Source organism: Allomesorhizobium aridi (genome assembly GCF_043769475.1).
Classification (GTDB): Bacteria; Pseudomonadota; Alphaproteobacteria; order Rhizobiales; family Rhizobiaceae; genus Allomesorhizobium.
This window is the reverse complement of sequence record NZ_CP171729.1, coordinates 3,178,455-3,203,659: the sequence shown is the minus strand read 5'-3', so window position 1 is coordinate 3,203,659 and position 25,205 is coordinate 3,178,455. Positions and strand designations below refer to the sequence as shown.

The 25,205-nt window shown below is 62.9% G+C and carries 22 protein-coding genes and 2 pseudogenes; 14 read left to right on the top strand and 10 right to left on the bottom strand.

Annotation, left to right across the window (positions count from 1 at the left end; genetic code table 11):
* Positions 1-113 precede the first annotated feature (113 nt).
* Positions 114-467: an RcnB family protein gene (locus ACG873_RS17710; RefSeq protein WP_394886317.1), complete on the top strand. Its 354-nt coding sequence runs from the start codon at positions 114-116 to the stop codon at positions 465-467.
* Positions 468-516: 49 nt separating this feature from the next.
* Here the strand turns inward: ACG873_RS17710 and ACG873_RS17705 are convergent, their stop codons facing one another.
* On the bottom strand, positions 517-960 hold the full coding sequence (locus ACG873_RS17705) for a MucR family transcriptional regulator (protein ID WP_394886315.1): 444 nt from the start codon (positions 958-960) through the stop codon (positions 517-519).
* A 378-nt stretch (positions 961-1,338) separates the two neighbouring features.
* A complete protein-coding gene (locus ACG873_RS17700; RefSeq protein ID WP_394886313.1) occupies positions 1,339-2,040 on the bottom strand; it encodes a class I SAM-dependent methyltransferase in 702 nt (233 codons plus the stop codon).
* A gap of 322 nt (positions 2,041-2,362) precedes the next feature.
* Here ACG873_RS17700 and ACG873_RS17695 point away from each other — a divergent pair, with 322 nt between their 5' ends.
* A complete protein-coding gene (locus ACG873_RS17695) occupies positions 2,363-2,644 on the top strand; it encodes a hypothetical protein (protein ID WP_394886311.1) in 282 nt (93 codons plus the stop codon).
* A gap of 50 nt (positions 2,645-2,694) precedes the next feature.
* Here the strand turns inward: ACG873_RS17695 and ACG873_RS17690 are convergent, their stop codons facing one another.
* Positions 2,695-3,048: a hypothetical protein gene (locus tag ACG873_RS17690; protein ID WP_394886310.1), complete on the bottom strand. Its 354-nt coding sequence runs from the start codon at positions 3,046-3,048 to the stop codon at positions 2,695-2,697.
* Positions 3,049-3,325: 277 nt separating this feature from the next.
* Between ACG873_RS17690 and ACG873_RS17685 the strand changes: the two genes are divergently transcribed.
* The 4 genes from ACG873_RS17685 to ACG873_RS17670 all read left to right on the top strand — a co-directional run bounded on the left by ACG873_RS17685 (position 3,326) and on the right by ACG873_RS17670 (position 8,785).
* Positions 3,326-4,507 (top strand): MFS transporter, encoded by a 1,182-nt coding sequence (locus tag ACG873_RS17685; protein ID WP_394886308.1) that lies wholly within the window; start codon positions 3,326-3,328, stop codon positions 4,505-4,507.
* A gap of 149 nt (positions 4,508-4,656) precedes the next feature.
* The gene (locus ACG873_RS17680; RefSeq protein WP_394886306.1) at positions 4,657-4,845 is read left to right on the top strand and encodes a hypothetical protein; all 189 of its coding nucleotides are present in this window, start codon (positions 4,657-4,659) and stop codon (positions 4,843-4,845) included.
* Positions 4,846-5,041: 196 nt separating this feature from the next.
* The gene (locus ACG873_RS17675; RefSeq protein WP_394886304.1) at positions 5,042-7,741 is read left to right on the top strand and encodes an EAL domain-containing protein; all 2,700 of its coding nucleotides are present in this window, start codon (positions 5,042-5,044) and stop codon (positions 7,739-7,741) included.
* Between the two features lie 129 nt (positions 7,742-7,870).
* Positions 7,871-8,785 carry a neutral zinc metallopeptidase gene (locus ACG873_RS17670; RefSeq protein WP_394886302.1) on the top strand — a complete coding sequence of 305 codons (915 nt, stop codon included), beginning with the start codon at positions 7,871-7,873 and terminating at the stop codon, positions 8,783-8,785.
* 17 nt (positions 8,786-8,802) lie between these two features.
* On the opposite strand, the gene ACG873_RS17665 is transcribed toward ACG873_RS17670, so the two are convergent.
* The 3 genes and pseudogenes from ACG873_RS17665 to carA all read right to left on the bottom strand — a co-directional run bounded on the left by ACG873_RS17665 (position 8,803) and on the right by carA (position 12,015).
* Entirely contained in the window at positions 8,803-9,501 is a 699-nt protein-coding gene (locus ACG873_RS17665) for an SH3 domain-containing protein (protein WP_394886300.1), read from the bottom strand.
* Positions 9,502-9,900: 399 nt separating this feature from the next.
* Positions 9,901-10,121: pseudogene (locus ACG873_RS17660) on the bottom strand (glutamine amidotransferase-related protein); the annotation flags it as partial.
* Between the two features lie 690 nt (positions 10,122-10,811).
* Positions 10,812-12,015: pseudogene (carA, locus tag ACG873_RS17655) on the bottom strand (glutamine-hydrolyzing carbamoyl-phosphate synthase small subunit).
* Between the two features lie 287 nt (positions 12,016-12,302).
* Between carA and ACG873_RS17650 the strand changes: the two are divergent.
* Positions 12,303-12,752, top strand: coding sequence for a GatB/YqeY domain-containing protein (locus tag ACG873_RS17650; RefSeq protein ID WP_394886298.1), 450 nt, complete (start codon positions 12,303-12,305; stop codon positions 12,750-12,752).
* Positions 12,753-12,845: 93 nt separating this feature from the next.
* On the opposite strand, the gene ACG873_RS17645 is transcribed toward ACG873_RS17650, so the two are convergent.
* The 3 genes from ACG873_RS17645 to ACG873_RS17635 form a co-directional block, all read right to left on the bottom strand.
* Complete coding sequence (locus ACG873_RS17645; RefSeq protein WP_394886296.1) at positions 12,846-13,538, bottom strand: adenylate/guanylate cyclase domain-containing protein; 693 nt, start codon at positions 13,536-13,538, stop codon at positions 12,846-12,848.
* A gap of 210 nt (positions 13,539-13,748) precedes the next feature.
* On the bottom strand, positions 13,749-15,038 hold the full coding sequence (locus tag ACG873_RS17640) for an alpha/beta hydrolase (RefSeq protein WP_394886295.1): 1,290 nt from the start codon (positions 15,036-15,038) through the stop codon (positions 13,749-13,751).
* A 96-nt stretch (positions 15,039-15,134) separates the two neighbouring features.
* Positions 15,135-15,815, bottom strand: coding sequence for an esterase/lipase family protein (locus tag ACG873_RS17635; RefSeq protein WP_394886293.1), 681 nt, complete (start codon positions 15,813-15,815; stop codon positions 15,135-15,137).
* 253 nt (positions 15,816-16,068) lie between these two features.
* Between ACG873_RS17635 and ACG873_RS17630 the strand changes: the two genes are divergently transcribed.
* On the top strand, positions 16,069-16,263 hold the full coding sequence (locus tag ACG873_RS17630) for a hypothetical protein (RefSeq protein WP_394886292.1): 195 nt from the start codon (positions 16,069-16,071) through the stop codon (positions 16,261-16,263).
* A gap of 133 nt (positions 16,264-16,396) precedes the next feature.
* On the opposite strand, the gene ACG873_RS17625 is transcribed toward ACG873_RS17630, so the two are convergent.
* Positions 16,397-18,034, bottom strand: coding sequence for a hypothetical protein (locus ACG873_RS17625; RefSeq protein ID WP_394886291.1), 1,638 nt, complete (start codon positions 18,032-18,034; stop codon positions 16,397-16,399).
* Positions 18,035-18,527: 493 nt separating this feature from the next.
* Between ACG873_RS17625 and ACG873_RS17620 the strand changes: the two genes are divergently transcribed.
* The 6 genes from ACG873_RS17620 to ACG873_RS17595 all read left to right on the top strand — a co-directional run bounded on the left by ACG873_RS17620 (position 18,528) and on the right by ACG873_RS17595 (position 25,195).
* A complete protein-coding gene (locus ACG873_RS17620; RefSeq protein ID WP_394886289.1) occupies positions 18,528-20,078 on the top strand; it encodes an AbgT family transporter in 1,551 nt (516 codons plus the stop codon).
* A gap of 54 nt (positions 20,079-20,132) precedes the next feature.
* Positions 20,133-21,344 carry a M20/M25/M40 family metallo-hydrolase gene (locus ACG873_RS17615; protein WP_394886288.1) on the top strand — a complete coding sequence of 404 codons (1,212 nt, stop codon included), beginning with the start codon at positions 20,133-20,135 and terminating at the stop codon, positions 21,342-21,344.
* Positions 21,345-21,499: 155 nt separating this feature from the next.
* Positions 21,500-23,332 carry an SLC13 family permease gene (locus ACG873_RS17610; protein ID WP_394886286.1) on the top strand — a complete coding sequence of 611 codons (1,833 nt, stop codon included), beginning with the start codon at positions 21,500-21,502 and terminating at the stop codon, positions 23,330-23,332.
* A 15-nt stretch (positions 23,333-23,347) separates the two neighbouring features.
* Positions 23,348-23,686 carry a hypothetical protein gene (locus tag ACG873_RS17605; RefSeq protein WP_394886285.1) on the top strand — a complete coding sequence of 113 codons (339 nt, stop codon included), beginning with the start codon at positions 23,348-23,350 and terminating at the stop codon, positions 23,684-23,686.
* 46 nt (positions 23,687-23,732) lie between these two features.
* Positions 23,733-24,095 (top strand): Kazal-type serine protease inhibitor domain-containing protein, encoded by a 363-nt coding sequence (locus ACG873_RS17600; protein WP_394886283.1) that lies wholly within the window; start codon positions 23,733-23,735, stop codon positions 24,093-24,095.
* A gap of 56 nt (positions 24,096-24,151) precedes the next feature.
* Positions 24,152-25,195 (top strand): AI-2E family transporter, encoded by a 1,044-nt coding sequence (locus ACG873_RS17595; protein ID WP_394886281.1) that lies wholly within the window; start codon positions 24,152-24,154, stop codon positions 25,193-25,195.
* Positions 25,196-25,205: the final 10 nt, after the last annotated feature.

Below are 25,205 nucleotides of genomic sequence, written 5' to 3'. Positions count from 1 at the left end.
TTAAGCAGCCTTGCTTAACCTTTGATTTCATTACAAAAATGTAATCAGCATGTTCAGTTTGGGTTCATCGTCCGATCGCTAGGTTCCTCACATCGACAACGAGGAACCTATCAATGTTCAAACGAACCGTTCTTGCCGCGATTGCGATCTCCATGCTCGCGGTTCCCGTCGCCCAGGCTCAGCAGCGCCATGATGGTCCGCGTCAGGGCAAGTATTATTCGCAACAGCATAAGTGGGATTTCCATGCACCCAGGCGGCATGAGGTGCGCAAACATCAGAACAAGCGGTACCACTGGTCCAGAGGGAAACGTGTTCCTGAATGGCAGCGCAGGCAGGCGATCCGTGATCACTACCGCTACGGCCTCAGGCGTCCCGGTCGTGGCCAGCAGTGGGTACGCGTCGACAATGACTTCCTGCTGATCAGCCTGGGCACAGGAATTATCGCGAGCATCATCGCGGGCCGCTAGGGAACAACTTTCCGGAGGCGGGCGATCAACCCGCCTCTTCTTCTTGCGACTAGGCCGCCTTTCGCGTCCGCTTTACCAGTTCGGCCGCCGTGGGTTTGCGGCCGAGCCCCATTTTCTTGGCGAGTTCCGAACGCGCGGCCGCGTAGGCCGGTGCGACCATCGGGTAGTCGACAGGCAGATTCCACTTCGCCCTGTATTCTTCAGGTGTGATCCCAAACGTCGTCTTCAAATGCCGCTTCAGGGACTTGAACTTCTTCCCGTCATCGAGGCAGACGATGTACTCAGGGGTCACCGATTTCTTGATGGGAACAGCGGGCGTAAGCTTTTCTAACGGCGTCATCTCCGAGGCCGTCGAGAGCCCGGCCAAGGATTGGTGAACTTGAGCGATCAGAGAAGGTAACTCGGACACCGGAACCGGGTTGTTCGAGACGTAAGCTGCAATCACGTCTACTGTCAGCCCGATTGTATCTGTTTTGTTGAAGTCATCGGTCATAGTTGGAATTCCCTCATATTCATAAGATCGCCCGACAGGTAGATATTGCTTCTTGGGATGGATGCAACCCCGAGAGCCGACTTAAAAAGAGTTTAATGATATCAGTGGGTTGTGATTCCGTCGGATTTGCGAATGTTCCAACGGCGCTTCGGATGAAGTGCAGGCGGGAGCACAAATAAAAGGGTTTTCTAATATACTTTGCTGAAAATTGAAGCATTGCAGGCAATGCAAGGCTTCCGTCATTTTCCCGCAATCGAATTGCGAGAAAAATTTCGAGCAGGCACAACTATTTCGCTTCACAACCCCAAGTAGATTTGCTTACCGTGGCATAACAAGAAGTGCGGCCGGCGGCGCAGCTGTGGGACGCGCTTGGCGCGATCAGCCGAGCGGCGGGCCGGCGAATAGCGTTACCGCGCCGCCGAGCCGTTCGACGATCCAGCGATACCGTGCAGCCGATCTTGGGAGCAGGAACGCGCCGTCCCATTCGCCGGTGACCGGGTCCCATCCGCGATAGGCAAGCACGGGCTGCGACGGGATGTAGACGCCGAAGCGCTCCACGACATCGGCGCCGTAAACACGCCAATGTCCGTGTTTCTCCGGCTTTGGGAAACCCCAATCACGCGTCACCTCCTCGCGAAACGGATCGGGGAATGCTAGATACAGCAGGCCCTCTGGCCTTGCGATGCGCAGCAACTCGTGGAGCGCTGCGCGATCGTCGCCGACATGCTCGAGTACATGCGAGCAGATGGCGAGGTCGTAGGCGGCGTCGGGCCGGTCGATCGCCTGGATGTCGATGCCGCCGGGTTCGCCATAGACCGACAACTCGTGGCTTGCGAACCATGACGGATCGACCGTGGGGTCGGGGCTGAACTGGATCGCCTTCCAGCCAGCGAAGTTTTCGGGCCCGAGTTTTTCGAACATGATCCGGAAAATCCGGTGGCGTTCGAGCGATTGGCAGCCGGCGCAGCGCGGCAGGTTGCCGTTCGGCGCCATGCGGCCCTTCGGGCCGGGGACGAAAACCGTGCCGCCGCAGATCGGGCATTGGGGTGCAGTGGATTTTTTGGCGGCGGTAGCGGTCATCGTGCGAAAACCTGTTGCGGAACTGATCCGGTGTACCGGAAGGAGTCTTGGCTCGGCGAGGCCGGCGAAGACGCAACCACGAATACTCAATCCCAGGACACGATGCTACGCCAGAAGCAGCCAAATCAGCCAGCGAGCGGAGAGTGTCCACGCCTAGGGCCAGATTGTGGTGCAGTCGTTCACCATGGGTGGACAGGCGGCGATCAGGTCGCGGCAAGACTTTCGCGGGCGTTCATCGCAACACCCTTGCCGAACTGATTTGCCAATGCTTTCATGCGGTGCGCCGGATGCGAAGGGGACTGCAGCTACGATGAGGCTCGCAATGGCCGCAATTTTGTCGATCGCCTCTTCCGATGCCTCGGCGATCGTCCGCTACATGGTGCAGGGCATGACCTGCGCCGAGGTACAGGAGGCTCTCGATCGCGACGGCATTGCCATTCTTTATCGGCAAGGAGAATCGGGTGTCGTGCTCTACGACCGGTTCGTGAAGGATGGAGCGTTTTGCCAAGCACTCTCCATGACGGCGAGAGAGAGAATAATGGTAGCCGATACAGACGAGTGCCCCGTCAGCAAATGTATCGACGTGCGCCGGTTCGGTGGATGAGATGTAGCGTCGAACCATTCCCGAGAACGGCTCCGTATCCATCCTCGACATTATTTCGCGCCACGGCCTCTTCGTGTGCTTGGCAAGGCGGAGGCCAGGGGCTTCCATACCAGCCCGTTCGGTGCAAACCGTAGATCATCTTCCCACTGCTGGGTCAGGCCACCGCCTTCCAGGCCTGTCGCAAACTGTGTCCTGCCCCGTTCGTCGTTGGCTGGATCGGACAGCGGCCATGTTGCCGTGGTCGGCTCCTCGACCATGATGCCTCCCATCCCGGCTGGCGCGTACTCGCAGATATTCGGATCGCAACACTCGTCTACCAGAACCGCCAGCATGAGGAGGGACGGCGTAACGAACACGCCAACCACCTGTTTGTCGGCTGCCACGCGCACAAAGTAGGTTCTCACTAAGATGTCCTATTCCAAGCATGGTTCGGATCGAGGGGGCCGACCGAAATGTTTGCCGGTACCGATGGCATAGCCTCTCGCTCCTCCCGCTGGATCAACCCGGGACGGGAGGTCTGGCAAATCACCTCTGTGTTATCGAGGCCGAACTCGTTGCCCTCTTGCGCGAAAGGGGCCACCCACACATGAGACAAACGTGGCAGGAGGTTTATGCCAGCGTATTGACATGACATCGCGATAAGTTCAATAGTTCAAGAAACCTTGAACAAAGGAAGAGAACATGGACAAGCGCCTTGTCTGGCTCGCCGTGGGATCGTTCGCGATGAGCACCGTGGGGTTCGTGTTCTCCAGCCTGCTGCCGGCGATCGCCGCCGATGCCGGCGTGTCCATTCCGCATGCCGGCTATCTCATCACTGCGTTCTCGCTCGCCTACGCCATCGGCGCGCCGGTGTTGTCGGCGCTGGCTGGCGAGATTGATCGGCGTCGCGTGCTGGCCGCGGCCATGGTTTCATTCGTCACCGGCAATATCATCGCCGCGACCAGTTCATCCTTCTTCGGGCTCCTGGCCGCGCAGATCCTGATGGGCATGTCGGCCGGCCTGTTCGCCGCGACGGCGCAGGCAACCGCCGTGGCGCTGGCCGGGCCGGAGCACCGCGCGCGGGCGATAGCGGTCGTCGTCGGCGGCACCACATTCGCGGTCGCGCTCGGCGCACCGGCGGGCTCGCTGATCGCCACGATGTGGGGCTGGCGCGGCACTTTCGTGGCCATAGCGCTGCTCGGCGTCGCATGCGCGGCGATCCTCTGGGTGCGGCTGCCGCACGGAATGCGCGGTGCGCGCCTGACGCTCGGCGAGCGGTTCGCCGCGATAGGCAGGCCGGGCATATTGCCGTCACTGGCTATGACGTTCCTATATCTCACGGGCGGCTTCGCCATCATTTCCTATGTAGCGCCGCTGACCACCGAAGGGGCGGGCCTGCCTGCGCTCGCGATACCGGGCATGCTGCTCGCCTTCGGCGTCGGCGCCGTCGCCGGCAACCTGGCCAGCGGCTATCTGGCCGACCGCATCGGAGCGACCCGGGTGGTGGTCCTGGCGCTGCTGACGTCGGCCGCCGTAAGCGTCGTCATCGCGCTCGTCCTGAAATTCCTGCCGCCTGCGATCTCCGGGCCGACGCTGATTGCGCTGATGGGGCTGTGGGGCACGATCGGCTGGTCGTTTCCGCCGGCGCAGGCGAGCCGCATCGTCGGCTTCGCGCCGGAGGTCGCGCATCTGACGCTGTCGCTCAACGCCTCGGCGCTTTATTTCGGCATCGCCGCAGGGACGGTGGTTGGCGGGCGGGTGCTCGAATTCGCCACGCCGTCCGACCTCGGCCTTGTCGCCGCCGTTTTTCCGATGCTGGCGCTGGCGGTGCTCATGGCCAGCGCAAGGTCGCGGCGTGTCGCCGCCGCGCCGGCAGCCGAGTAGATTCCAGAACCTGATCCATTCTGATCTAACTGTTTATTCGCCGCATGATCTGTCCGAAAAGTCCGCAACTTTTCGGGATCATGCTCTGATCGGAACGCGCTGAAGGATCGCGCGTTGGGGAGGATATTCGCGCAATCCGGAGGAACGTAATGGGCGTCAACCAGGCACCGACGGCAAAGGGCAGGGCGGCGGCGGCCGGCCTGAAGCAGGCGGCGGAAAAGGACGAAAAGAAGACCGAGGCCAGGAAGGGCAGCGATCTCGCGAAGGGCGCAAAGCGCTTCGAGGAGAGGTCAAAAAGCTCGGACGGCAGGAGCGCTGGCGACAAACAGCGGGATTAAGCCGTCCAATTCCGATGGGAGTGGCTCCGACGTATTGATCGGCCGCATGATCTTGTCCGAAGCTCCGCCGCGAAATCTACTTCGCTGACCTTCGGTTCGAATCCGCGCGACGGCGGTTCGACCGGTAGAGCCCGCGAAATCCCTTGGAAAGCCAAAGTTAAGTAGTGGATGCTAACATGTCCGCGTACCGGCTCGAATGCCGGACTGCTGGCAGGTTGCGGTATTGAGTTCTTTCGGCATCAGTGTCGCCCAGGCGCGCCGGGTCGTCCTTGCATGGACGAACCTTCCGGCAGTGATCGCCGTCATCGTCATCGTGCTTGGCGGCATCTTCGCCGACCAACAGAACCGCCTCGTGCACGATCAGGCCAGCCGCGCCGACGTGTTGGCGGAGGTCAATCTTATCCGCGCCAAGCTCGAAGGCAACATCAACGGCAATATCCAGCTGGTGCGCGGCCTGGTCTCGGCGATCGTGACGGAACCCTACATGGGCCAGCAGCGCTTTGCTTCGCTCGCCCGCAACCTGTTTGCGGAAGGTTCGCAGCTGAACAATATCGCGGGCGCACCGAATCTTGTCATCTCCCAAATGTATCCCATAAAGGGCAACGAAAGGGCGATCGGGCTCGACTACCGCGAAAACGAAGCACAGCGCGAGAGCGTGTTTCGCGCGCGCGATACTCGACGATTGGTTCTTGCAGGGCCTGTTGAACTGGCCCAAGGCGGACAAGGTTTTATCGGCCGCTTTCCAGTCTATGTCCCGAGCGCGGGGAACAGCGATAGGTTCTGGGGCATCGTCTCGGCCGTCATCGACGTGCAGCGGCTCTACAGGGAGAGCGGGCTGCTCGACCCGGACCTGCCCATCGAGATAGCTCTGACCGGGCACGATGCGCTCGGCAAGACCGGCGCGCGGTTCTACGGCCGGGAAGAAGTGGTCGAGGGCAATCCGGTGACCGCCACCGTGCTTTTGCCTTCGGGCTCGTGGCAGATAGCGGCCGTACCGAAAGCCGGCTGGACCGCGACCCCGCCCAACGCCTGGGTGCTGCGGGGGCTGATCTTCGTGGCCGGCGCGCTGGTGATCGTGCCGATCCTGATCGCCGGACGGCTGATCGAGGAACGCCAGAAGCACTACCGCGAAGCGCGCCGCCGCGAGACGCAGCTCAAACGATTGTCACGGCGCCTGGAACTGGCGCTGGAAGCATCGCAGATCGGCGTTTGGGAGCACGATCTGGAAACCAACGATCTGGTCTGGGACGACCGCGTCAACGAGATTTACGGCAAGCCGCAGGACGGCGGGCCGCGCGGCTATGAAGACTGGGCCGGCTCGATCCATCCCGACGACCTGGAACGCGCGACGACGGATTTCGACAAGGCCGTTTCAACCGGCGGCCGCTACTCGTCGGATTACCGTCTCGTGCTGCCGAACGGCGAGATCCGCCACATCCGCACCCGCGCCATCATCTACAACGACAGCAACGAAACGCCGAAGATGATCGGCGCGGAATGGGACGTCACGGCCGACGTGATGCTGACCAGGGAACTGGAGCGCGCCAAGAATCTCGCCGAAACCAGGTACGCCGAACTCGAGGCGGCCAAGGCACGCATCGAACACAACTCGCTGCACGATTCGCTGACGGGGCTGCCGAACCGGCGCTATCTGGACGAGATACTGGAGCACTACGCGGCCGCATGCGTGCGGGGCGGCGGGCAGGCGGCGCTCCTGCACATCGATCTCGATCGCTTCAAGCAGATCAACGACACGCTCGGCCACGCCGCCGGCGACGCCATGCTGATACATGCGTCGCAGGTGCTGAAGTCGAATGTGCGCCCGCAGGACTTCGTGGCCCGCATCGGCGGCGACGAGTTCGTGGTGGTCTGCACCGCGGATGGCGGTTCGGACGATCTCTCCGTGCTTGCCGATCGCATTATCCGGCGGATGCGCCAACCGGTCTTCTACGAGGGTCATCAGTGCCGGTTCGGCGTCAGCATCGGCATCGCCATGGAACCGGGCGAAAACGTCGATCCCAAGCGCCTGCTGGTCAACGCCGACATCGCGCTCTACCGGGCCAAGAGCCGCGGCCGCAACCGCCACGAATTCTTCAGCGAGGCGCTGCAGGCGGAGATCGTCACCACCAAGCGCGTCGCCGACGAAATACTGGGCGGCCTGGAGCGCAACGAATTCGTCGCGTACTACCAGCCGCAATTCGACGCCAAGACGCTGGAAATCGCGGGCGTCGAGGCGCTCGCCCGCTGGCAGCATCCGACGGCGGGTGTCCTGACGCCGGAGATGTTCGTGAAGGTCGCCGAGGAACTGAACGTCCTCTCGACCATAGACCGCATCGTGCTGGAGCAGACGCTCGGCCATTTCGACGACTGGGCGAGGGCTGGCCTGGATGTGCCCCGCGTATCGGTCAACGTCTCGGCGCGCCGTCTCCAGGATGAGGAATTGATCAAGAGCCTGCGCAAGCTGAACATCCGTCCGGGCACGGTTTCGTTCGAACTGGTCGAGTCCATCTTCCTCGACGAAAGCGACGAACTGGTGGCCTGGAACGTCCACCAGATCAAAGAACTCGGCATCGACATAGAGATCGACGATTTCGGCACCGGCTACGCCTCGATCGTCAGCCTGCTCAAGCTCAAGCCGCGGCGGCTGAAGATAGACCGCCAGCTGGTTATGCCGATCGCCAAGTCGCCCAAGCAGAGGCAACTGGTTGCGTCGATCGTCGACATCGGCAAGTCGCTCGGCATCGAAGTGGTGGCGGAGGGCGTCGAGACCATGCAGCACGCGCGCATCCTGAAGGATCTCGGCTGCGACATGCTGCAGGGCTTCGCGTTCGGACATGCCATGAGCGCGGCCGATCTCAAGGCGTTTGTCAGTTCGCGAAAGCTGCGCGCCTCGTAGCTCCACACGCCGCCATTCGGCGCCGCGCCAAAAAGCTGTGACAGGCCGCAACCGTTGGGCTAATTATCGGTTGAGGGTCGCAGGCGGCATCGGCGCCGCCGGCGGGAAGCCGGTTCGAAAGGATGCGCCATGCGCTGGAGAGGCCGTCGACAGAGCGAGAACGTCCAGGACGCACGCGGACAGGGAGGCGGGTTCGGCGGCGGCGGGCTGGGGCGCGGCGGCGGCGTTCGCCTTCCGATGGGCCGAGGCGTCGGCGGCGGCGGAATATCGGGCATCCTGATCCTCGTCGTGCTGTTTTTCGCGCTGCGGGCGTGCGGCATCGACCCGCTCGCCATACTGGAGGAGGCGTCCGGCCCGGCGCCGGGCGGCGGCGGCCAGATTACAGAGACCACGGACACGCAGGCCAGCGACGAGATGACCCAGTTCGTCTCCACCGTGCTTGCCGAAACCGAGGATGTGTGGAACGGTATCTTCCAGGCAGAAGGGCTCGATTACACCGAGCCGACGCTTGTCCTGTTTTCGCGTCAGGTACGCTCGGCCTGCGGCTACGCCTCGGCGGCGTCCGGCCCGTTCTATTGTCCGGGCGACCGCAAGGTCTATATCGACCTCGCCTTCTACGATCAACTCGAGCGGCAGTTCGAGGCGGCCGGCGACTTCGCGCAGGCTTATGTGCTGGCGCACGAGGTGGGCCACCACGTCCAGAATCTCACCGGTATCCTGCCGAAATTCAACGAGATGCGGCAGTCGATGAGCCAGGCCGAAGCCAACCAGATGTCGACGCGTGTCGAACTGCAGGCAGACTGCTTCGCCGGCATATGGGGCCATTTCACCGACCAGAAGGGGCTGCTCGAACAGGGCGACCTGGAGGAGGCGCTGAACGCCGCGACGCAGATCGGCGACGACACGCTGCAGCGGCGCACGCAGGGCTATGTGGTGCCCGAAAGCTTCAACCACGGCACGTCGGAGCAGCGCGCGACCTGGTTCAACCGCGGCTTCCAGAGCGGCAAGCTGGCGGATTGCGACACGTTCAACAATCCGATTTGAGGGGTTGCGCCGGGCGGTCAGGACTCGCGGATGAAGCGCTTGTAGATCCAGCCCTTCTTGCCGTCGAAGACAACCTCGCACCAGGCCTTGCAGTCGATCACGCTGACCGATGCCTTGGCCGGCACAACGGCGACGACCTTGGACTCGTCAGTGGGGCCTGAGCGCAGGTTGACGTATTTGGTCACGCGCGCCTCGCGGCCCGCAGCCTCTTCCGCTTCGACGGCTTCCTTGTCGCGCGGCTCGGGGAATGGCGCGGAGGCGGGGAGGGGGACCGTGGCGATTGCGGCGGTCCCGTCGGTCGTGTCGCCAGCCTCCTTCGCGGACGCGTCGAACTTCCGATCGGCGTCGTTCTGCTCCGCATAGGCATTTGTGGGCGCGGCCGGCGGCATCTCTTCCTCGCCGGGGAATTCCGGCGCGGACGTTGCCGGTTTCAACGCGGCCGACGCGGCGGCGCTCTGCGGTGCTGCGGCGGCCACGAGGCCGGCAGGTGCGGCTCCGACCTTGCCGGCATCGCGCTTAGCAGGCGCGGCCGGCTTCACCTCAGCCAGTGCGTTGGCGGCCCTGTCGGCCGCCGACTTGACCGCGGCCTCGCGCGCGGCGGCGGGCGCCTCTGCCGCGGCGCGCATCACCGCGCGTTCGGCAAGGTGGTCGACGAACATTGCGCTCAAAGTGCCGGCCGCGACCACGGCGGACACAGCAGCGGCGAAGCCCACCATTCTGCGGGCCCTGCGCCAATCCAGGCGCGCCCGAAACAGCAGTTTCGGTACGCCGGCGGCGCCGAGTTTACGGAAATTTTTCACACTGAACCCTCTACGCATGCCCCCGCAGCCGAATCATGGCCTGCAAATGTGGCCAGTTCGGGTCAGAATTGTGCCTATCCCCTTGAAAGGGTGCGGGGTTTCGCCGCGAGGCACTGGCCCAATCGATTTGCCGGCGCTGCGTCCCTCATTGTCACCCGACCGCCACGAAATTTCTGTCGCGAGCCGGAGATGACGGCGAGAGCTGCCTCACTAGCCGGCATTGTCGGCTGAATACGCACCGCGCCCCTCCGAACTGGTGGCTGAGTCCAACGCAACCCATTTCAAAGGGGTGAGCGGCACTCCTTGGCGCGGCGCTCAGCGTTCGGCCAGCGCCGGCTCGCCCTTCCTCTTGCGGATCAGATTGGCGAAGCGGCGGAACAGGTAGTGCGGATCCTGCGGGCCGGGCGAGGCCTCGGGGTGGTGCTGCACCGAAAACACCGGCTTGCCGATGAGCGAGATGCCGCAGTGGAGCCGTCGAACAGCGAGATGTGAGTTTCCTCCACGCCTTCGTGCAGAGACTTGGCGTCGACCCGAAAATCGGAATCGGGTCGGTGGTGTCTCCCGTTCGAATTCCGGCTTCCGGACCCGATTGAGTGCGCGATGCCGGGGACTCCGGATCGATGACCAGGTTTCAATCGAAACCCGAAATCCGCCTCCGTGAAATCAAGCCGTAGCCTCTAACGCCGACGATCAGTTTCCCGGTGTGGTTGTTCCACATCACCCGAAACCATGGAGGAAAAGATGCAGAGAGCGAAAACACGGCGGCTCGCCGGTCTAGCGCTCGGCCTCACCGCCATCTTCGCGTTAAGCGGTAGCGAAGCAACTGCCGAGTGGACTGGACAATGGCAGAGCAGAGTTTACCGAAGCACGAGTCCAGATAAGGACGCCTACACGTCGGGCCGGATCTTCTGGAAGAAGGCCGGTGGTGAGTTACCCTACCGATGGAGGGTCAAGGGCCGCCTTTGGAGCCACACTAGCGACTGCGCGAGCGCCTATGTCTACAAGAAGGACAAAGGCGAACCCGGATCACAGGGTCGCCTGGCAAGAAAAGTCTGCGGCAAGGGAAAAGCTGGTGACTACCGGCAACAGGGGCGGAGCCGTGGGCCGATCGCTGTCCATGTGGGAGCTTGCGGGCCTGGTTCGCTCGCACATTGTGACACCGCGCGCTAGCCTTGGCTAAGTTGCGCGCCCGAAAAGCGCGCGCGGCGCTCCAGGAGGCGCGCCGCTCAGCGCTCCGCCAGCGCCGGTTCGCCTTTCCGCTCGCGAATCAGGTTGGCGAAGCGGCGGAACAGATAGTGCGAGATCCTGCGGGCCTGGCGAGGCCTCGGGGTGGTGCTGCACCGAGAACACCGGCTTGCCGGTGAGCGAGATGCCGCAGTTGGAGCCGTCGAACAGCGAGATGTGAGTTTCCTCCACGCCCTGGGGCAGAGATTTCGAATCGACCGAAAAGCCGTGGTTCATCGACACGATCTCGACCTTGCCGGTGGTGTGGTCCTTGACCGGGTGGTTCGCGCCGTGATGGCCCTGGTGCATCTTTTCGGTCTTGCCGCCGAGCGCCAGCGCCAGCATCTGGTGGCCGAGGCAGATGCCGAACACCGGCAATTCGGTCTTGAGCAGGTCCCTGATCACCGGCACGGCGTATTCGCCGGTGGCGGCCGGGTCGCCGGGTCCGTTGGAGAGGAACACGCCGTCCGGTTTCATGGCGAGTAGCTCGTCCGCGCCGGTCCTGGCCGGCACCACCGTGATCTTGGCGCCGAGGCCGGCGAGCAGCCGCAGGATGTTGCGCTTGATACCGTAATCTACGGCGACGACGTGCATGGACGGTTCGCCCTGCTCGCCATAGCCCTCGTCCCATACCCAGGGGGTCTCGCGCCAGACGGAGGACTGGCCGGAGGTTACTTCCTTCGCCAGATCGAGACCGACGAGGCCGGACCACGCCTTGGCGCGGGCCTTCAGGTCCTCGATGTCGAACCTGCCGTCGGGCGCATGTGCGATGACCGCATTGGGCGCGCCCTTCTCGCGAATCAGCGCGGTGAGCGCTCGGGTGTCGATACCGGAAATGGCGATGACGCCGCGCCGCTTCAGCCACTGATCGAGATGGACGGCGGCGCGGTAGCTCGACGGGTTGGTAACATCGGCCTTGAACACAGCGCCAACCGCGCCGGCGCGGGCCGCCGGGTTCAGATCCTCAATGTCCTCCTCATTGGCGCCGATGTTGCCGATGTGGGGGAAGGTGAAGGTGACGATCTGGCCAGCGTAGGACGGATCAGTGAGGATTTCCTGGTAGCCGGTGAGTGCTGTGTTGAAGCACACTTCGGCGACAGCGCTGCCCGTCGCGCCGAGCCCGCGCCCCTCGATCACGGTGCCGTCCGCCAGCACCAGAAGTGCGGTCGGCGTCTCTGTTGCCCAAGGGGCGGTGGCGGCGGCCATGGCGGTGCTCCGTGCGGTCGGTCCAGAAACCCTGCGCCCTTGCAAAACGGCCCGCCAGGGGCCATATGGCGCAACGAAAAGCACGGGATGCCGCGATGGCCCCGTGCATAGCAAAACAGTTCATGCAAGGCGCGAACAATAAGCGAAGCCGGCCGAGCGGTCAATGAGCGCGGGCGCACGGACAGCCAAAAACTTTCCTTTGGAAAACAGGAACTTGGCGGTCCACATTGCGTTGCGTTGATCGGTCGCGGGCGTTATTGTCGCTCGCCGACAAAGGAGATTCCGCCATGCGCGAGCAAATCGCCCAGGCACTCAAATCGTCGCTGAAAGCCCAGGACAAGCGCTGCACCTCGACGCTGCGCCTGATCAATGCGGCAATCCAGGACCGCGACATCGCCAATCGCGGCGCGGGCAAAGACCCCGTCAGCGACGAGGAGATCATGCAGATCCTGGCCAAGATGGTGAAGCAGCGCGAGGAATCGGCCAAGGCCTTCGAGGAAGGCAACCGGCTGGAACTAGCTGCACAGGAGCGCGACGAGATCGCGATCATCCGCGGCTTCATGCCCAAGCAGCTCGGCGAAGACGCCGTGAAGCAGGCCTGCCAGCAGGTCATTCACGAGGTCGGCGCCGACGGCCTGCGCGACATGGGCCGCTGCATGAACGCGCTCAAGGAAAAGTTCCCCGGCAAGATGGATTTCGGCAAGGCCAGCGGCATCGTCAAGACGATGCTGCAGTAGGCGAGGGCGGCGCTTTTAGCGCTACCCTGATTCCTGAGGCTGCCGCAAAGGCTCGCGGCACTGGCAAGTTGCCGCGTCGCCACGAGCCGCGCACTACCGAGGCAACGGATAAGTCTGCGGCGATTTCCGATACGCCTCTTCGCAAAGCGGCGAGCAAAACCACGGTCCTTCCGGGGCAGCTCGCCGGTAAGATGCATAGGGAGCATGCATCTTGCACACCGGATCGATCCAGGCAGGATCGGGTGACGGAGCAAGCTCGATCTCGTAGAGAGGGACTTTGCCAGCCACCGATCGCAGCTCCACTTTTCCGAGGTCCCCCACCAGGATGCCTCTGGCTGCCGCTGCTTCGGCGATGGGTTGAGTAGCGAGCAATTGACCAGCGGATGCAAGCGACGCAATGCGCGCGGCTATGTTGACGGTCGACCCAAAGAGGTCGTTTGCCCGGCGGATGACCGGCCCGTGGTTCAGCCCCGCCCGGGTCAGCGGCAGGCGCGGTTCTTTTCGGCATGCCTGCAAGAGCGTTCCAAGTGCCTGGATCGCGATTTCCGGCTCGGGAAACGAGAGCATCGCCTCATCGCCGATCCATTTGATCGGGGGCTCGTAGCCACGAAGCGCCTCGCGGACCATGCTCTCGAAAATCTCGAGCACGGCGATGGCGGACGCGTCTCCATAGACGTCCGCAATGGCGCTGAATCCCGCAAGGTCCACGAATGCGACGGTGGCCGTCGCACTGGCGGAGCTCTGCGTCGGGCTCGTGTCTTCTCTGTCCGTCTCTTCTCTGTTCATGGCAAAGATAATTATGCCGTTCGCGCCGTTTTGCGAATCTCAAAACGAGCCCGGCTGGGCGGATATGGCAGTTATCGGAATTTGGCCAGGGCGGAGTTCCACGCGCTTCACCGCCGTCGCTGGAAGGCCATTCGCGGAAGACATTATCGCCGCGGACACGCAGCAACAGCTGCTCATCCCGCTTCGCCAGAATGCCGAACCGGCTCACGTTCACTGGCCCGCGGCAGCTGGCCGAACCTCGCCCTCCTGCCGCAGCCTTGCCATCACCTTCGCCAACTGCTCCGGGTAGTCCGGCATGAATGTCCAGTAGTAGGACCCTGAAGGACCTTCGCCCTTTGCCAGACCGCGTTCGTCCGGCGAAAGGTGGAAAAGCAACGCAATCAGGACGTCGCTGCTTACCCAGGGATCGTCGTACCAGAAGGTATGCGACCGGTTCGACAGGCCGGGAATGTTTTCCGGCCGCACGCGCAGAACTTCGAGGCCGTAATCCACAGCCGCCTGAAGCAGCCAGTCGGTGGCTTCCGGGTCAAGCTCGCGCATGTCGGGCCGCCCGGCGCGCGAGGCGCGGTTGACGATCTGCGACAGCCTGAGCGCGCTGTCGTTCATGTTCACGGCGACCGTGATCCGCCGCACATCGTCGGCATAATGGCGCATGTCGTCGACAAAAGTCCGGAAATCGGCATCCGGGGCGGCGTGATAGACTTCGCCGATGCGGAACGTGGATGCATCCGGCTGCTCGGGGTCGCGGCCGACGATGGCCAGGGCGTCGCTGCCGACCGTGCCGCCGGCGCTGTAGGTGAAGACATCGATATTCCTGGCGCTGGTGTTTTCGGCCAGAAGTTCGATCAGCTTCGCCAGATGCGGCGCGGCGCCGAATGCGGTGACCATATCCCTGGAATAGCGCAGGAAATTCTCGGCGGTCGGCCAGGCGAACAACACCACGACCGAATTGCGGCCCGTGAAATGATGCAGCTGCGCCGCCTGGCCCGCGGCGCGCTCGACAGTGGTGTTGGCGCCATGGACATAGATGGTGATGTCCCTGTCGCGGCTGCGCTTCAGCACCGCTTCTATGTCCGCGAACCATACCAGGGCCTCGGCGGTCAGCGGCTCGCCAGTCTCGAATTTCGCCTGCTCGTTGAGGTTCTCGAGGTTGAGGAAGGGGCGGCGGTCGCCGCCGGCGCCGGTCGACCAGGCGTAGATGCGGTCCCAGGTCGTGCCTTCTTCGCCGATGCGGACCGTCGCCACGCCCATATGCATGTCGAGCCTTGGCACCACCGCATAGAGCCGGTTGCTGCGCGGGCCCACGGGCAGGCGGTTGGTCGCATAGAAAAGCGGAATCCGCGGGTCCTCGGCCAGGGCCGGATTGACGGTGAAGGCATTCACCTCGCCATCGAGGAAGGCCTTCGGCGCTGGCATCAGCCGCATCGGCGGGTGGTAGAACGCCAGCGCGACGGTGATGCCGATGACGGCCAGGCCGAGGATGATGATGAAGCGAACCATGGTCTTCCCTCGAACCTTCTGGCATGCCGGCCCGGCTGAGGCCTTTCCGGAATTGTCCGATCCGCGCTGGGAACCGATTGCCCAGCCCCTTGCATTTCAATCCCGGACGGCGCGCAGGAACAATTCGCGCAGCGTCAGCTTGTGGTCGAAATGTCCGTCGCGCAGGAAGTTCAGCACTTGCGCGATGACCAGCGGATTGTTCATCATGAAAGTGTGGGTGGTCGGCAGGACTATATGGTCCGCCATGCCATCGAGCTTGGTGCTTTCCACCGAAACCTTGCCGTCATTCGGCCCGTTGAACATGGTCGACAGGATCGGATTGACCGACCGGTCGCCGGCTATGATGCCCAACTCGAAATCGGCGGGGCCGAGCGTGTTGGGGACACTGTCCGGACCCGTGCCGAGTTGCAGGCCGGCCGGACCGTTGAAGAACTCGAAGATCCTGAGATCGCCGAGCGCGTCCACCACTTCCGAGCCCTGGTTGGGCGGCCCCAGCATGACGACGCGGCCGAGATTGTCAGGCCGGCCTTGCGCGACCCAGGCCCTGAGCACGATGCCGCCGAGCGAATGGGTGACGAGATGGATTTTACCGACCTCCCCGCACATCGCGACCGACGCGTCGATATTTGCCAGCAACTTCTCGATTGGAGCGCCGGTCGACGGGTAGGTTTCGTTGACCACGGCGAAGTCGAACGCCTTCAACGTCTCTTCCATCAGAAGGAAAGAAGCGTCGGAGCGAGACAGCCCGTGGATCAGGACCACGCAGTCTTGTGCCAAGGCTGCCTGCGTAAACAATGAAAACAGAAATGCGATGAACCAGCGCATGGATCAGATTAGTCCGGATTGGACTGGAAGCTCAAGCGCGGCGGCATTGCGCCGGCGTTGGTTGCACACCGCCGTACGGTGCAAGCGCTCACCGGAAAGCGCGCGTCAGTTATCTCCGCGCATTCGGCAACGAGGTTAACTCGACTATCCCTTCCATGAGAGATACTCTGCGCGGTGGATGCCAACTCATGCTGGGAGTTTCGATATGGCAGTCTCCGGTGAAACTCACCCTTTGATCAACAAACTCGGCGCTCTGGTAGCGATCATTTTCGGTTTCCTGCTGGCCGCCGAAGGCTACAGGTCCACGTCTAACTGGCTTATCGTGGCGGGTGTCGTCTTTATCGCTGTTGGCCTGGTCCTCCTGGTATTGAAGATCGTTAGACGTAACGAAAACGCCTGAGGGACGTCGTGCGCTCATTGGCAGGCGCGCCCGGGTCAACTGCGTTGTCGACACATCCGGGACGTGATTTCCGTTCAAAAGCTTTGAGTGCCGCGCCTCGCGGTACATGCGAACTCCGGCGAGATGGAGGAGGTTATCTCGACTTGACGAGTCCCGAAAATCCCGCAACCGCCAGCAGGCTCAGCGCCCAGCCGATAACCGACTGGAAAAAATAGTAGTGCAGGGGAAACCAGCCTTTCGGTTTGGATGGATCGGGGCGCCAGAATTCTCCCTGGCCTAGCTCCGTAACCGGCAGGAGCGTGTCGAGCGAATACATCCACGGGTGGAATTCCGGATAGCTGGCTGATTCAGGTTGACTGAGGAAGCAGGACAATTGGGTCTGACCGGCCGCCGCGCGTCCAGACATGACCTGTCCGGTCGAGGGCATATAGCGACCGTCGGTCTGTTCGAGGGCGCACAGTGTCCATTCAAGAGAGCGCAGGACTATGGGGCTGTTGGGCTTGAGCGCGCCGTTTCGATAGGCGAGGTTAAACACCACCGCTCCGATCACCCAAAACAGCATAAGCCAGACAAAGGCGTACAGGGGCTGGCGTCCGTAGCGGACGGTCACGGCAAGGACCCCGTCGATTGCCGCCAATACTATCCGCAACGCCGGATTTTTTGTGCGTGCCCGCCGTGCGCGCCGCTGCAGCCGTTCCTTCGCGATGAGGACGGTGCGGGCGTCCTCATCATGGCCCATGTCTCGAAGCACCGTCGAAAGCTGTTCGTAGGGTTGCGGCCAGAAATCCTCTTTCCATCGCTCGGGCACCTGGCGCGCCAACCAGTTCAGCCTGCTTTCCGCGTCGACCGGTCCGCCGATAAAGGCGCCGTATCGACAACGGTTGAGCAGCAGATCACCCCGTTGGGGCCAGCTTGCTTCGTCATCGTGGATCGCGCCAATCGCCGCGGCGGTCAGGTCGAGCACCCCATCGACCGAGGCGCCCTCCAGAAGAAAAAATGCACCGTCTACCTTCGCGCGATTGAGCCGCATGCAATAACCGCCAGGCTGGGCAAGCGTTGCCGAGGCACAATGAACGTTGCCGCCGAAATCGGCGCCCCATAAACGCACCTCGCCAGCGATTGTCGCCCCTCTAAGGACCATGTCGCCACGTGCTGCGATGCCCTCGCCGTCGAGTGCGACTTCACCCGGTCTTTCGATGCGCACGCCGGTTGCATTGACGTCGGCGCCCAGCCGCGCCCCTGAGAGGTTGACACTTCCGCGCACATGCGCGCCGCGCAAAAGGATACTTCCCCGGACCTCCAATCCATCCGCATGGAATGCCACCTCGTCCGGCAGCGCGATCGTGGCTCCATCTGCCTCGATGTTGCCTCCTATTCGAGCACCGGAAAGTCGGATTTGGCCGGTCACGTTCGCGCTGCGGATCGTGAGACCGCCGCGCGCCTCGAGCCGTTCGGCTTGCAAGCCGGGAAAGGCCGAGCCGTCGAGGAAAAGATTGTCGATGATCGCGGAGCGCAGCACCGGAGCAGCGTCGAAGAGACAATCCTTGAGGCCGATGTCGCGCGGAATGCGGCAACCTTCGAGGTCCAGTTTTCCGACCACGCGAGCGCCGCTGATTCTCAACCCCTTCTCGTGCAAGCGGGAGCCTTCGTCACCACCAAGAATGAGGAAGCGAATGAACTCGGCGCGAACGATTCTCGCAGGATCGTCCCACTCCGGGCGCAGGCCATCGCCCAGCCGTTCGAAATCTCCAGACCGCAGTTCCGCAAACACCTTGGCCTCGGCTGGATTGAGCGGCTGAAAATCGGCGAGGCGGGACGCGACCGCAACGACAAATCCAACCTCCGGAGTGGTTTCGTTCATGCGCCTTGCATCCGCTTGGCTTGGCCTCGGTTGCGGATCGTCTCCGCAATCCGGGCGCGTCCACCTCAATCTCCGCAATTGGAACTGGCCGGCCCATCGATCATTGGCATCTCCAGCAATCGAGGATGGTCATTTATTCCAGCTTCGTCCATTATAGATTTATGAAAATTGAAAGGAAGCGTGCTATTGTTTGGTTTCGTTAAACATCCGAATTGGAGTTGTTGGTAATTATATTAGCAATCTCTAATATTAATCACGTTTTCTTCGCCTTTAAATTTAGAGAAAGGCAACAAGTTTGGGATTGTGTGCGGGTGCTCTGTCTGTGTAAAGTAACAAACCAGCAGACAGCAACCGCCCAAGACTGCATGCCCGTCTTGGCAACAGTTGTTAAGGGAGGCAAGCAATGGCCACCGTGAACGCTGTGCCCAAGACCCTGATGCAGAGATTTCTCGACGGCGTCGAGAAAGTGGGGAACATGGTCCCCCACCCGGTCATTATCTTTCTCATCCTGATTGCCATCGTAATTGTTTTGTCAGCCGCGCTGGGCGCGTTTGGAACGGCGGTCACTTTCGAGCGCATCAACCCCGAGACGCACGAAATCGAGCAAGCGAGCGTCGCCATCCGCAACCTTCTGAACGGCGACGGCATTCGTTTCATGTACGAGTCGCTTGTGCCCAACTTCATGGCCTTCACCGCCGTGGGCCTGATGATCGCCGCCATGATCGGCGCGGGGGTCGCCGAGGAGTCGGGCCTGGTCACGGCGCTGATCCACAAGCTCGTCGCGGTTTCGCCGCACTGGGCGCTCACCTACATCCTGGCCTTTGTCGGCATAACGGCGAGCATCGCCGCCGATGCAGGTTATCTGGTCTTGATCCCTCTCGCGGGCATCGCCTATCTGGCTGTCGGGAGGCATCCCTTGGCCGGGCTGGCGCTAGGCTTTGCCGGCGTGGCCGCAGCCTTCACGATCAACTGGCTGATAAAGCCGCTCGACACCGTCCTCGTCGAGTTCACCAATGATGCGGCCCATCTCGTTGATCCCAACAGGTCGATCGGCCTGGCGTCGAACCTCTGGTTCTCGATTGCATCGGTGCTGTTTCTCACGGTGATTATCGCATTCATCTCCGATCGCATCATCGAACCGCGCCTTGGAGCCTATAATCCTGAAAAGGCCTCCGAGGGCACCACGACCGACCAGGGCGCTATGCTCAGCGAGCAGGAGTCGCGCGGCTTGAGGTTCGCCGGCTTTGGGCTGCTCGGGCTCATCGCGGTCTTCTGCCTTCTGACGATTCCCGAGTGGGCGCCGCTGCGCAGTCCGACCACCGGCGAACTGATCGGCAACTCGCCATTCATGAACGCCCTCATAACGCTTATTGTGCTGCTGTTCCTGGTGACGGGCTGGGCGTACGGCATCGGCGCCGGCACCCTGCGGACCCTGACGGAGGTGATCGGCGCGATCGAGAAGTCGATCAAGAATATGGGCGGCACGATCTTCCTGTTCTTCGTGCTGAGCCAGTTCGTCGCCTATTTCACCTATACCAATATGGGAACGGTGATGGCGCTCAGCCTGTCCGGCGTTCTGCAGGCGGCCAATATCGGCGCGCTACCGTTGCTTATCGGCTTCATCATCGTGGTGGCGATCATCGACCTGCTGCTGACCGGCGCGATCGCGAAATGGGCGATCTTCGCGCCGGTTTTCGTCCCGCTGCTGATGAAGCTCGGTGTCGAGCCCGAAGCTGTCATGGCGGCTTATCGCGTCGGCGACTCGCCGATGAACGCGATTACACCGCTCAATGCCTATTTCGCCCTCGTCGTCGGCTTCGCCCAGAAATACGACAAGTCCGCGGGCGTCGGCACGATCGTGTCCCTGATGCTCCCCTACGTCGTATTGATACTCGTGTTGTGGACGGTGCTCTTCGCGATCTGGCAGGCGCTGGGCCTTCCCTGGGGTCTGTGACAGCCGATTATCCCGGCCGCCTGGACGAAACGACTTGAACGATCGGAGGATGCCATGAGCAGTAGCTCTATTCCACTCGATGTCGCGGCCGCGGAAGAGCATCTGATGCGTTTCCTTTCGGTCGAAGGCGTGACCGGCCACGAGGCCAACATCGCCGCCGCGGTCAGCGATGCGCTGAAGAACGCCGGCGTGCCGGCCTCGGCCATTCGTTTCGACGATGCAAACAAGCGCATCCCTTTGCCGACGGAAACCGGCAACCTCATCGTGGATCTGCCCGGCACGCGGCCGGGACCGCATCTGCTTTTCTCCACTCATCTCGACACCGTGCCGCTCTGCGCCGGCGCCAAGCCCCGGCGCGAGGGCGACCGCATCGTCTCGGACGGCACGACAGCACTCGGCGGCGATGCCCGCACGGGCGTCGCTCTGCTCGTCGTCGTTGCCGAGACGCTCATCAAGCACAAGCTCCCGCATCCGCCGATAACCCTGCTGTTCACGGTCCGCGAAGAAAGCGGTCTGCACGGCGCCCGCGAGTTGAACCCAGCGGATCTCGGCGGGCCGGTCATGTGCATCAATGTCGACGGCCAGCGCGCCTCGGAACTGATCGTCGGCGCGGTCGGACAGGAGAACTGGGAGGTCGATATCAAGGGCAGGGCGTCCCACGCCGGCGTCGCGCCGGAGAAGGGAATATCGGCAACGATGGTCGGGGCCGTAGCGCTCGCCGAAGCGCGGAGCGCCGGCTGGTTCGGCAAGGTCGTCAAGCCGGATGGACGCGGAACCAGCAACGTCGGCATCTTCGGCGGCAAGGAGGGCAAGGTTGCCGCCGGCGACGCGACCAACGTCGTCACCGAGTACGCCTATATCCGAGGCGAGGCGCGCAGCCCGGAGGCGGCCTTCGCCACCAAGATCGCGGAAGGCTACAAGGAAGCCTTCGCCAAGGCAAAGGCGGCTGTGGTCGATCACGAGGGTGAATCCGCAGAGGTCAAGTTCAGCCACGTGGCGTCCTACCCGCCCTTCAAGCTCGACGAAGAAAGCCCGATCGTGAAGCGCGCCGCCAAAGCGCTCGGGATGCTGGGCATCGAGCCGACCTATCTGTTTTCCAATGGCGGACTTGATGCCAACTGGCTCGACAAGCACGGCATTCCCACCATCACCATCGGCGCCGGCCAGGCCGAGATCCATACGATCAAGGAATATGTGAACCTTGCCGAGTACGAGAAAGGTTGCCGTCTCGGGCTGCTCATGGCGACGCTGGAGAACCAGCGATAGCAACGGGTGCGTATCACCGGAGGACATCTCCCAGCCAGCTTCGGAACCGGGCTCGGCCGATTGGTCCTCGTCGTCCTGCGCGGGTCGCTTTTCCTCGCATGGCGTAGTCGAAGAGGAACCCGCAAGATGCCGGCATTTTGTACGGAGCTGAGCGATTGAGCCCAATAGCCTATACCGGCGCCATCATCGCCGTCGCCGTCGTCCTGTTTGTCTCGAACAGACTGCCTGTGGTCATAGTTTCGATGCTGGTCGCATTGGCGCTGTGGGCGACCGGCGTGTTGACGATCGGGCAGGCCCTCGGCGGCTTCGGCGATCCCGCGGTTATTTTCATCGCGTCGCTCTTCGTCGTCAGCGCGGGTCTCGAGATCACCGGCGTGACCGCATGGGCCGGCCAGCTTCTGATCCGCGGAGCGGGCGAAGAAAGCCGCACGCGCCTTCTGGTGCTGACAATGAGCCTGGTCGCGCTGCTCACCGCGCTGATCAGCGTCAACGGTGCAGTCGCAGCACTGCTGCCGGTGGTGGTCGTGATCGCCGTCCGGCTCAGGCGGAACTCCTCGCAACTGCTGATGCCGCTGGTTTTTTCCGCACATGCAGGCTCGATGCTCGCGCTGACCGGAACACCTGTGAACGTGCTGGTTTCCGATGCTGCGGGCGACGCCGGCGTTGGCATGTTCGGCTTTTTCGAGTTCGCGCTTGTCGGCGTGCCGCTGCTGGCGGGAACGATGGCGATTATCATACTCTTCGGAAAGCAGCTCCTTCCCGAGCGCAACGGCGCGACCATGCCCTCGGATTTCAGCCGCCACGCCAAGACGCTGGTCGAGCAGTACGGCCTCGCCAGCGGCGTCTTTCTGATGCGGGTGCGCGCGAACTCGCCCTATGTGGGAGCGCTGCCGTCGGCGATCGATCTCGCCGCCTATCCGGAACTACAGCTAGTTGCCGTCCAAGACGGCGAAACTGCCAGTCCGCTTCGCAGGGCCGTGGTGGCCGAGGGAGATCATCTGCTGCTGCGCGGCGAGGCGGCGGCGGCGGCGGCGTTCGCCAGCGAAAAGCATCTTGCATTTCGCGAAGAGGCGTCGTCCGGCAAGGGCGAAGAGACACTGTTCAATCGCAGTTCCGGTCTCGCCGAGGTCGTCATCCCGCCGCGCTCGGGCCTGATCGGCCAAAGTGTTTTCCCCGGCATGGTCACCGAAAGCGGGGACCTGATCATTCTGGCCGTGCAGCGCGGAGGCGCGGAGATCGCAGCCGGCGCAACCAGGCATGGCGGCGGAATCAAGCTGCAGGCCGGCGACACCATGCTGCTGCAGGGAACATGGAAAGCGCTCGATTCTCACCTCGACGATCCCGACGTTCTGGTCGTCAATTCCCCCGACCTGGTGCGACGCCAGGCTGTCCCTATGGGACCGGGTGCACGCCAGGCCGTCGCCATTCTGGTCGCCATGGTTCTGCTGCTTGCCACTGGCGTCGTCCCGCCGGCAGTCGCCGGCCTGCTCGCCGCCGGCGCGATCGTGCTCTCGGGGATCATGACTGTGGAGCAGTCCTACCGCGCTATCGGCTGGACGACGGTGATCCTGGTCGCGGCCATGATGCCGCTGTCCACCGCCATGATGGAAACGGGCGCGGCGAAGCTCATGGCCGAGCACCTCGTGGACGTCGTCGGCGACGCAGGCCCGCTGGCGTTGCTCGCCGGCCTGTTCGTAATGACCGCCATCATGGGTCAGCTCATCAGCAATACCGCCACCGCGCTGATCATCATCCCGATCAGTGTAGCCGCCGCGGCGGCCATGGGCATTTCGCCTCGTCCCGTACTGATGAGCGTGGCGGTGGCCGCCGCCGCCGCGTTCCTGACTCCTATCGCAACGCCGACGAATCTGATGGTGATGGGACCCGGCGGCTATGCTTTCAGCGATTACTGGAAGCTCGGACTGCCGCTGCTGCTCTGGTTCTTCGTTGTCGCGGTCTTCATCGTGCCGCTGATCTGGCGGTTTTGAAGGCGGGGTGAAGCCATGCTGACGGCGCAAGCACTCGTTCCAATCATTATCGAGATCGTTTGCGGCGCGGCGGGAGGCATCTTCTTTGGAAGGTTCGTTCGTAGCCTGAGCCTCGGCGCTGGCGGCGACGCGCTTGCCGGCGCGATCGGCGGATTGGCGCTGACCTGGCTGGCGGCGCGGACGCCCGGCATCGGCCGGTTTGTCGGGCGCGTCGAACAGGCGGCTGACGCCACGTCTCAAAGTATGGGCGGCCTCACCCCGGCGATCCTCGTCGGGGTGGGCATTTCCGGGCTGATCGGCGGCATCCTGCTGGTGGCCGTTACCGGGTTTATCCGAAACAAGGCGGGGCGCTGAAGATGGTGGCCGCCGCAGGACATCCAAGATGCGAAAGGAGAATGTGATGATCCGAAGCGTTCTTTCCTACCCCGCAGCGCTCCTCCTGCTCGTGGCCGGCATCGTTTCCGCCTGCACTGTGGTGGTAGAGCAGCCCCGCCCTGCTCCCGCGCCGGTCGCATGCACCATGCAGCACGACCCGGTCTGCGGGCAGCGCGGCGACCGGCAGCGCACCTTCGCAAATGCCTGCCTTGCGCGAGCCGAAGGCTTCCGCGTCATCGCGCGCGGCCAATGTCGTCCCATCTTTCAGTGTACGCGGGAGATCGCCAGGGTCTGCGCCAGCCGCAACGGACGGCTGCGCACGTTCACCAACGGTTGCCTGGCACGCGTCGAGGGATACGCGATCGTCCATTCCGGCCCCTGCCGTTGATGGCGGTCACGTCAACTGCTACGCAGCGGTCCGATGACGCAGTTTGAAGGCGGGGCATGACGGAGATGAACGCCAGCCGACCGGTCAGCCGTCTGTCGACGGGCATCCTCGTCATCGCCCTGCTTTATTTCGCCCAGTCGATCCTGGTGCCGCTGGTCGTTTCGCTGTTTGCCATCGCGCTGGTCTGGCCGCTGCAGCGGGCGCTCAAGAGGTGGATACCGGAGCTGCTGGCGCTGCTGATTACGCTGACCCTGACCATACTGATCATCCTGATGGTCGGCTCGTCGATCGCCTGGGGCCTCGGCAGGCTCGGCCAATGGCTGTTCGTCAATGCGGGGCGTTACCAGGAAATCTATGTCAGCTGGGCCGATTGGCTGGAGCTGCACGGTTTCGCAATCGCCGGGCCGCTCGCCGACCGCTTCGACGTGATGTGGCTGGTCCGCGCTACACAGCGCATAGTGCTCAGGCTCAACGGCTTCGCCGGCTTCCTCGTCCTGGTGTTCATCTTCGTCATGCTGGGCCTGCTCGAGGTCGACGATTTCACCCGGCGGCTGCGATTTCCCGCAGCCCAGCCGCAGGGCGAGAAAATCCTGGGGGCCATCCGCGAGATCGCCGGCAAGCTGCGCCGCTACATGGTGGTGCGCAGCTTCGCCAGCGTGCTCACCGGCCTAGTCGTCTGGGCGTTTGCGCTTGCCGCCGGCCTCGAACTGGCCGCCGCCTGGGGCGCCATCGCCTTCGCGCTGAACTACATTCCGTTTCTCGGGCCGCTGATCGCAACGGTGTTTCCGACGCTGTTTGCCATCGCCCAATTCGAATCGTGGCAGATGGCGGTGGTGATGTTCATCGGCCTCAACATCATCCAGTTCATCATCGGCAGCTATCTTGAGCCGCTGCTCACCGGCGCGTCTTTGAAGATCTCGCCTTTCGCGGTCATTTTCGCGGTCTTCTTCTGGAGCTTCATGTGGGGCATTCCCGGTGCGTTTCTCGGCGTGCCGATGCTGATGGTCTTTATCGTCTATTGCGCACAGGATTCATCGAGCCGGTGGATCGCGGTGCTGCTGTCGGGTGGGTCGGCCGACGATGACGGCGGCTCCGCGTGATCCAAGGCGG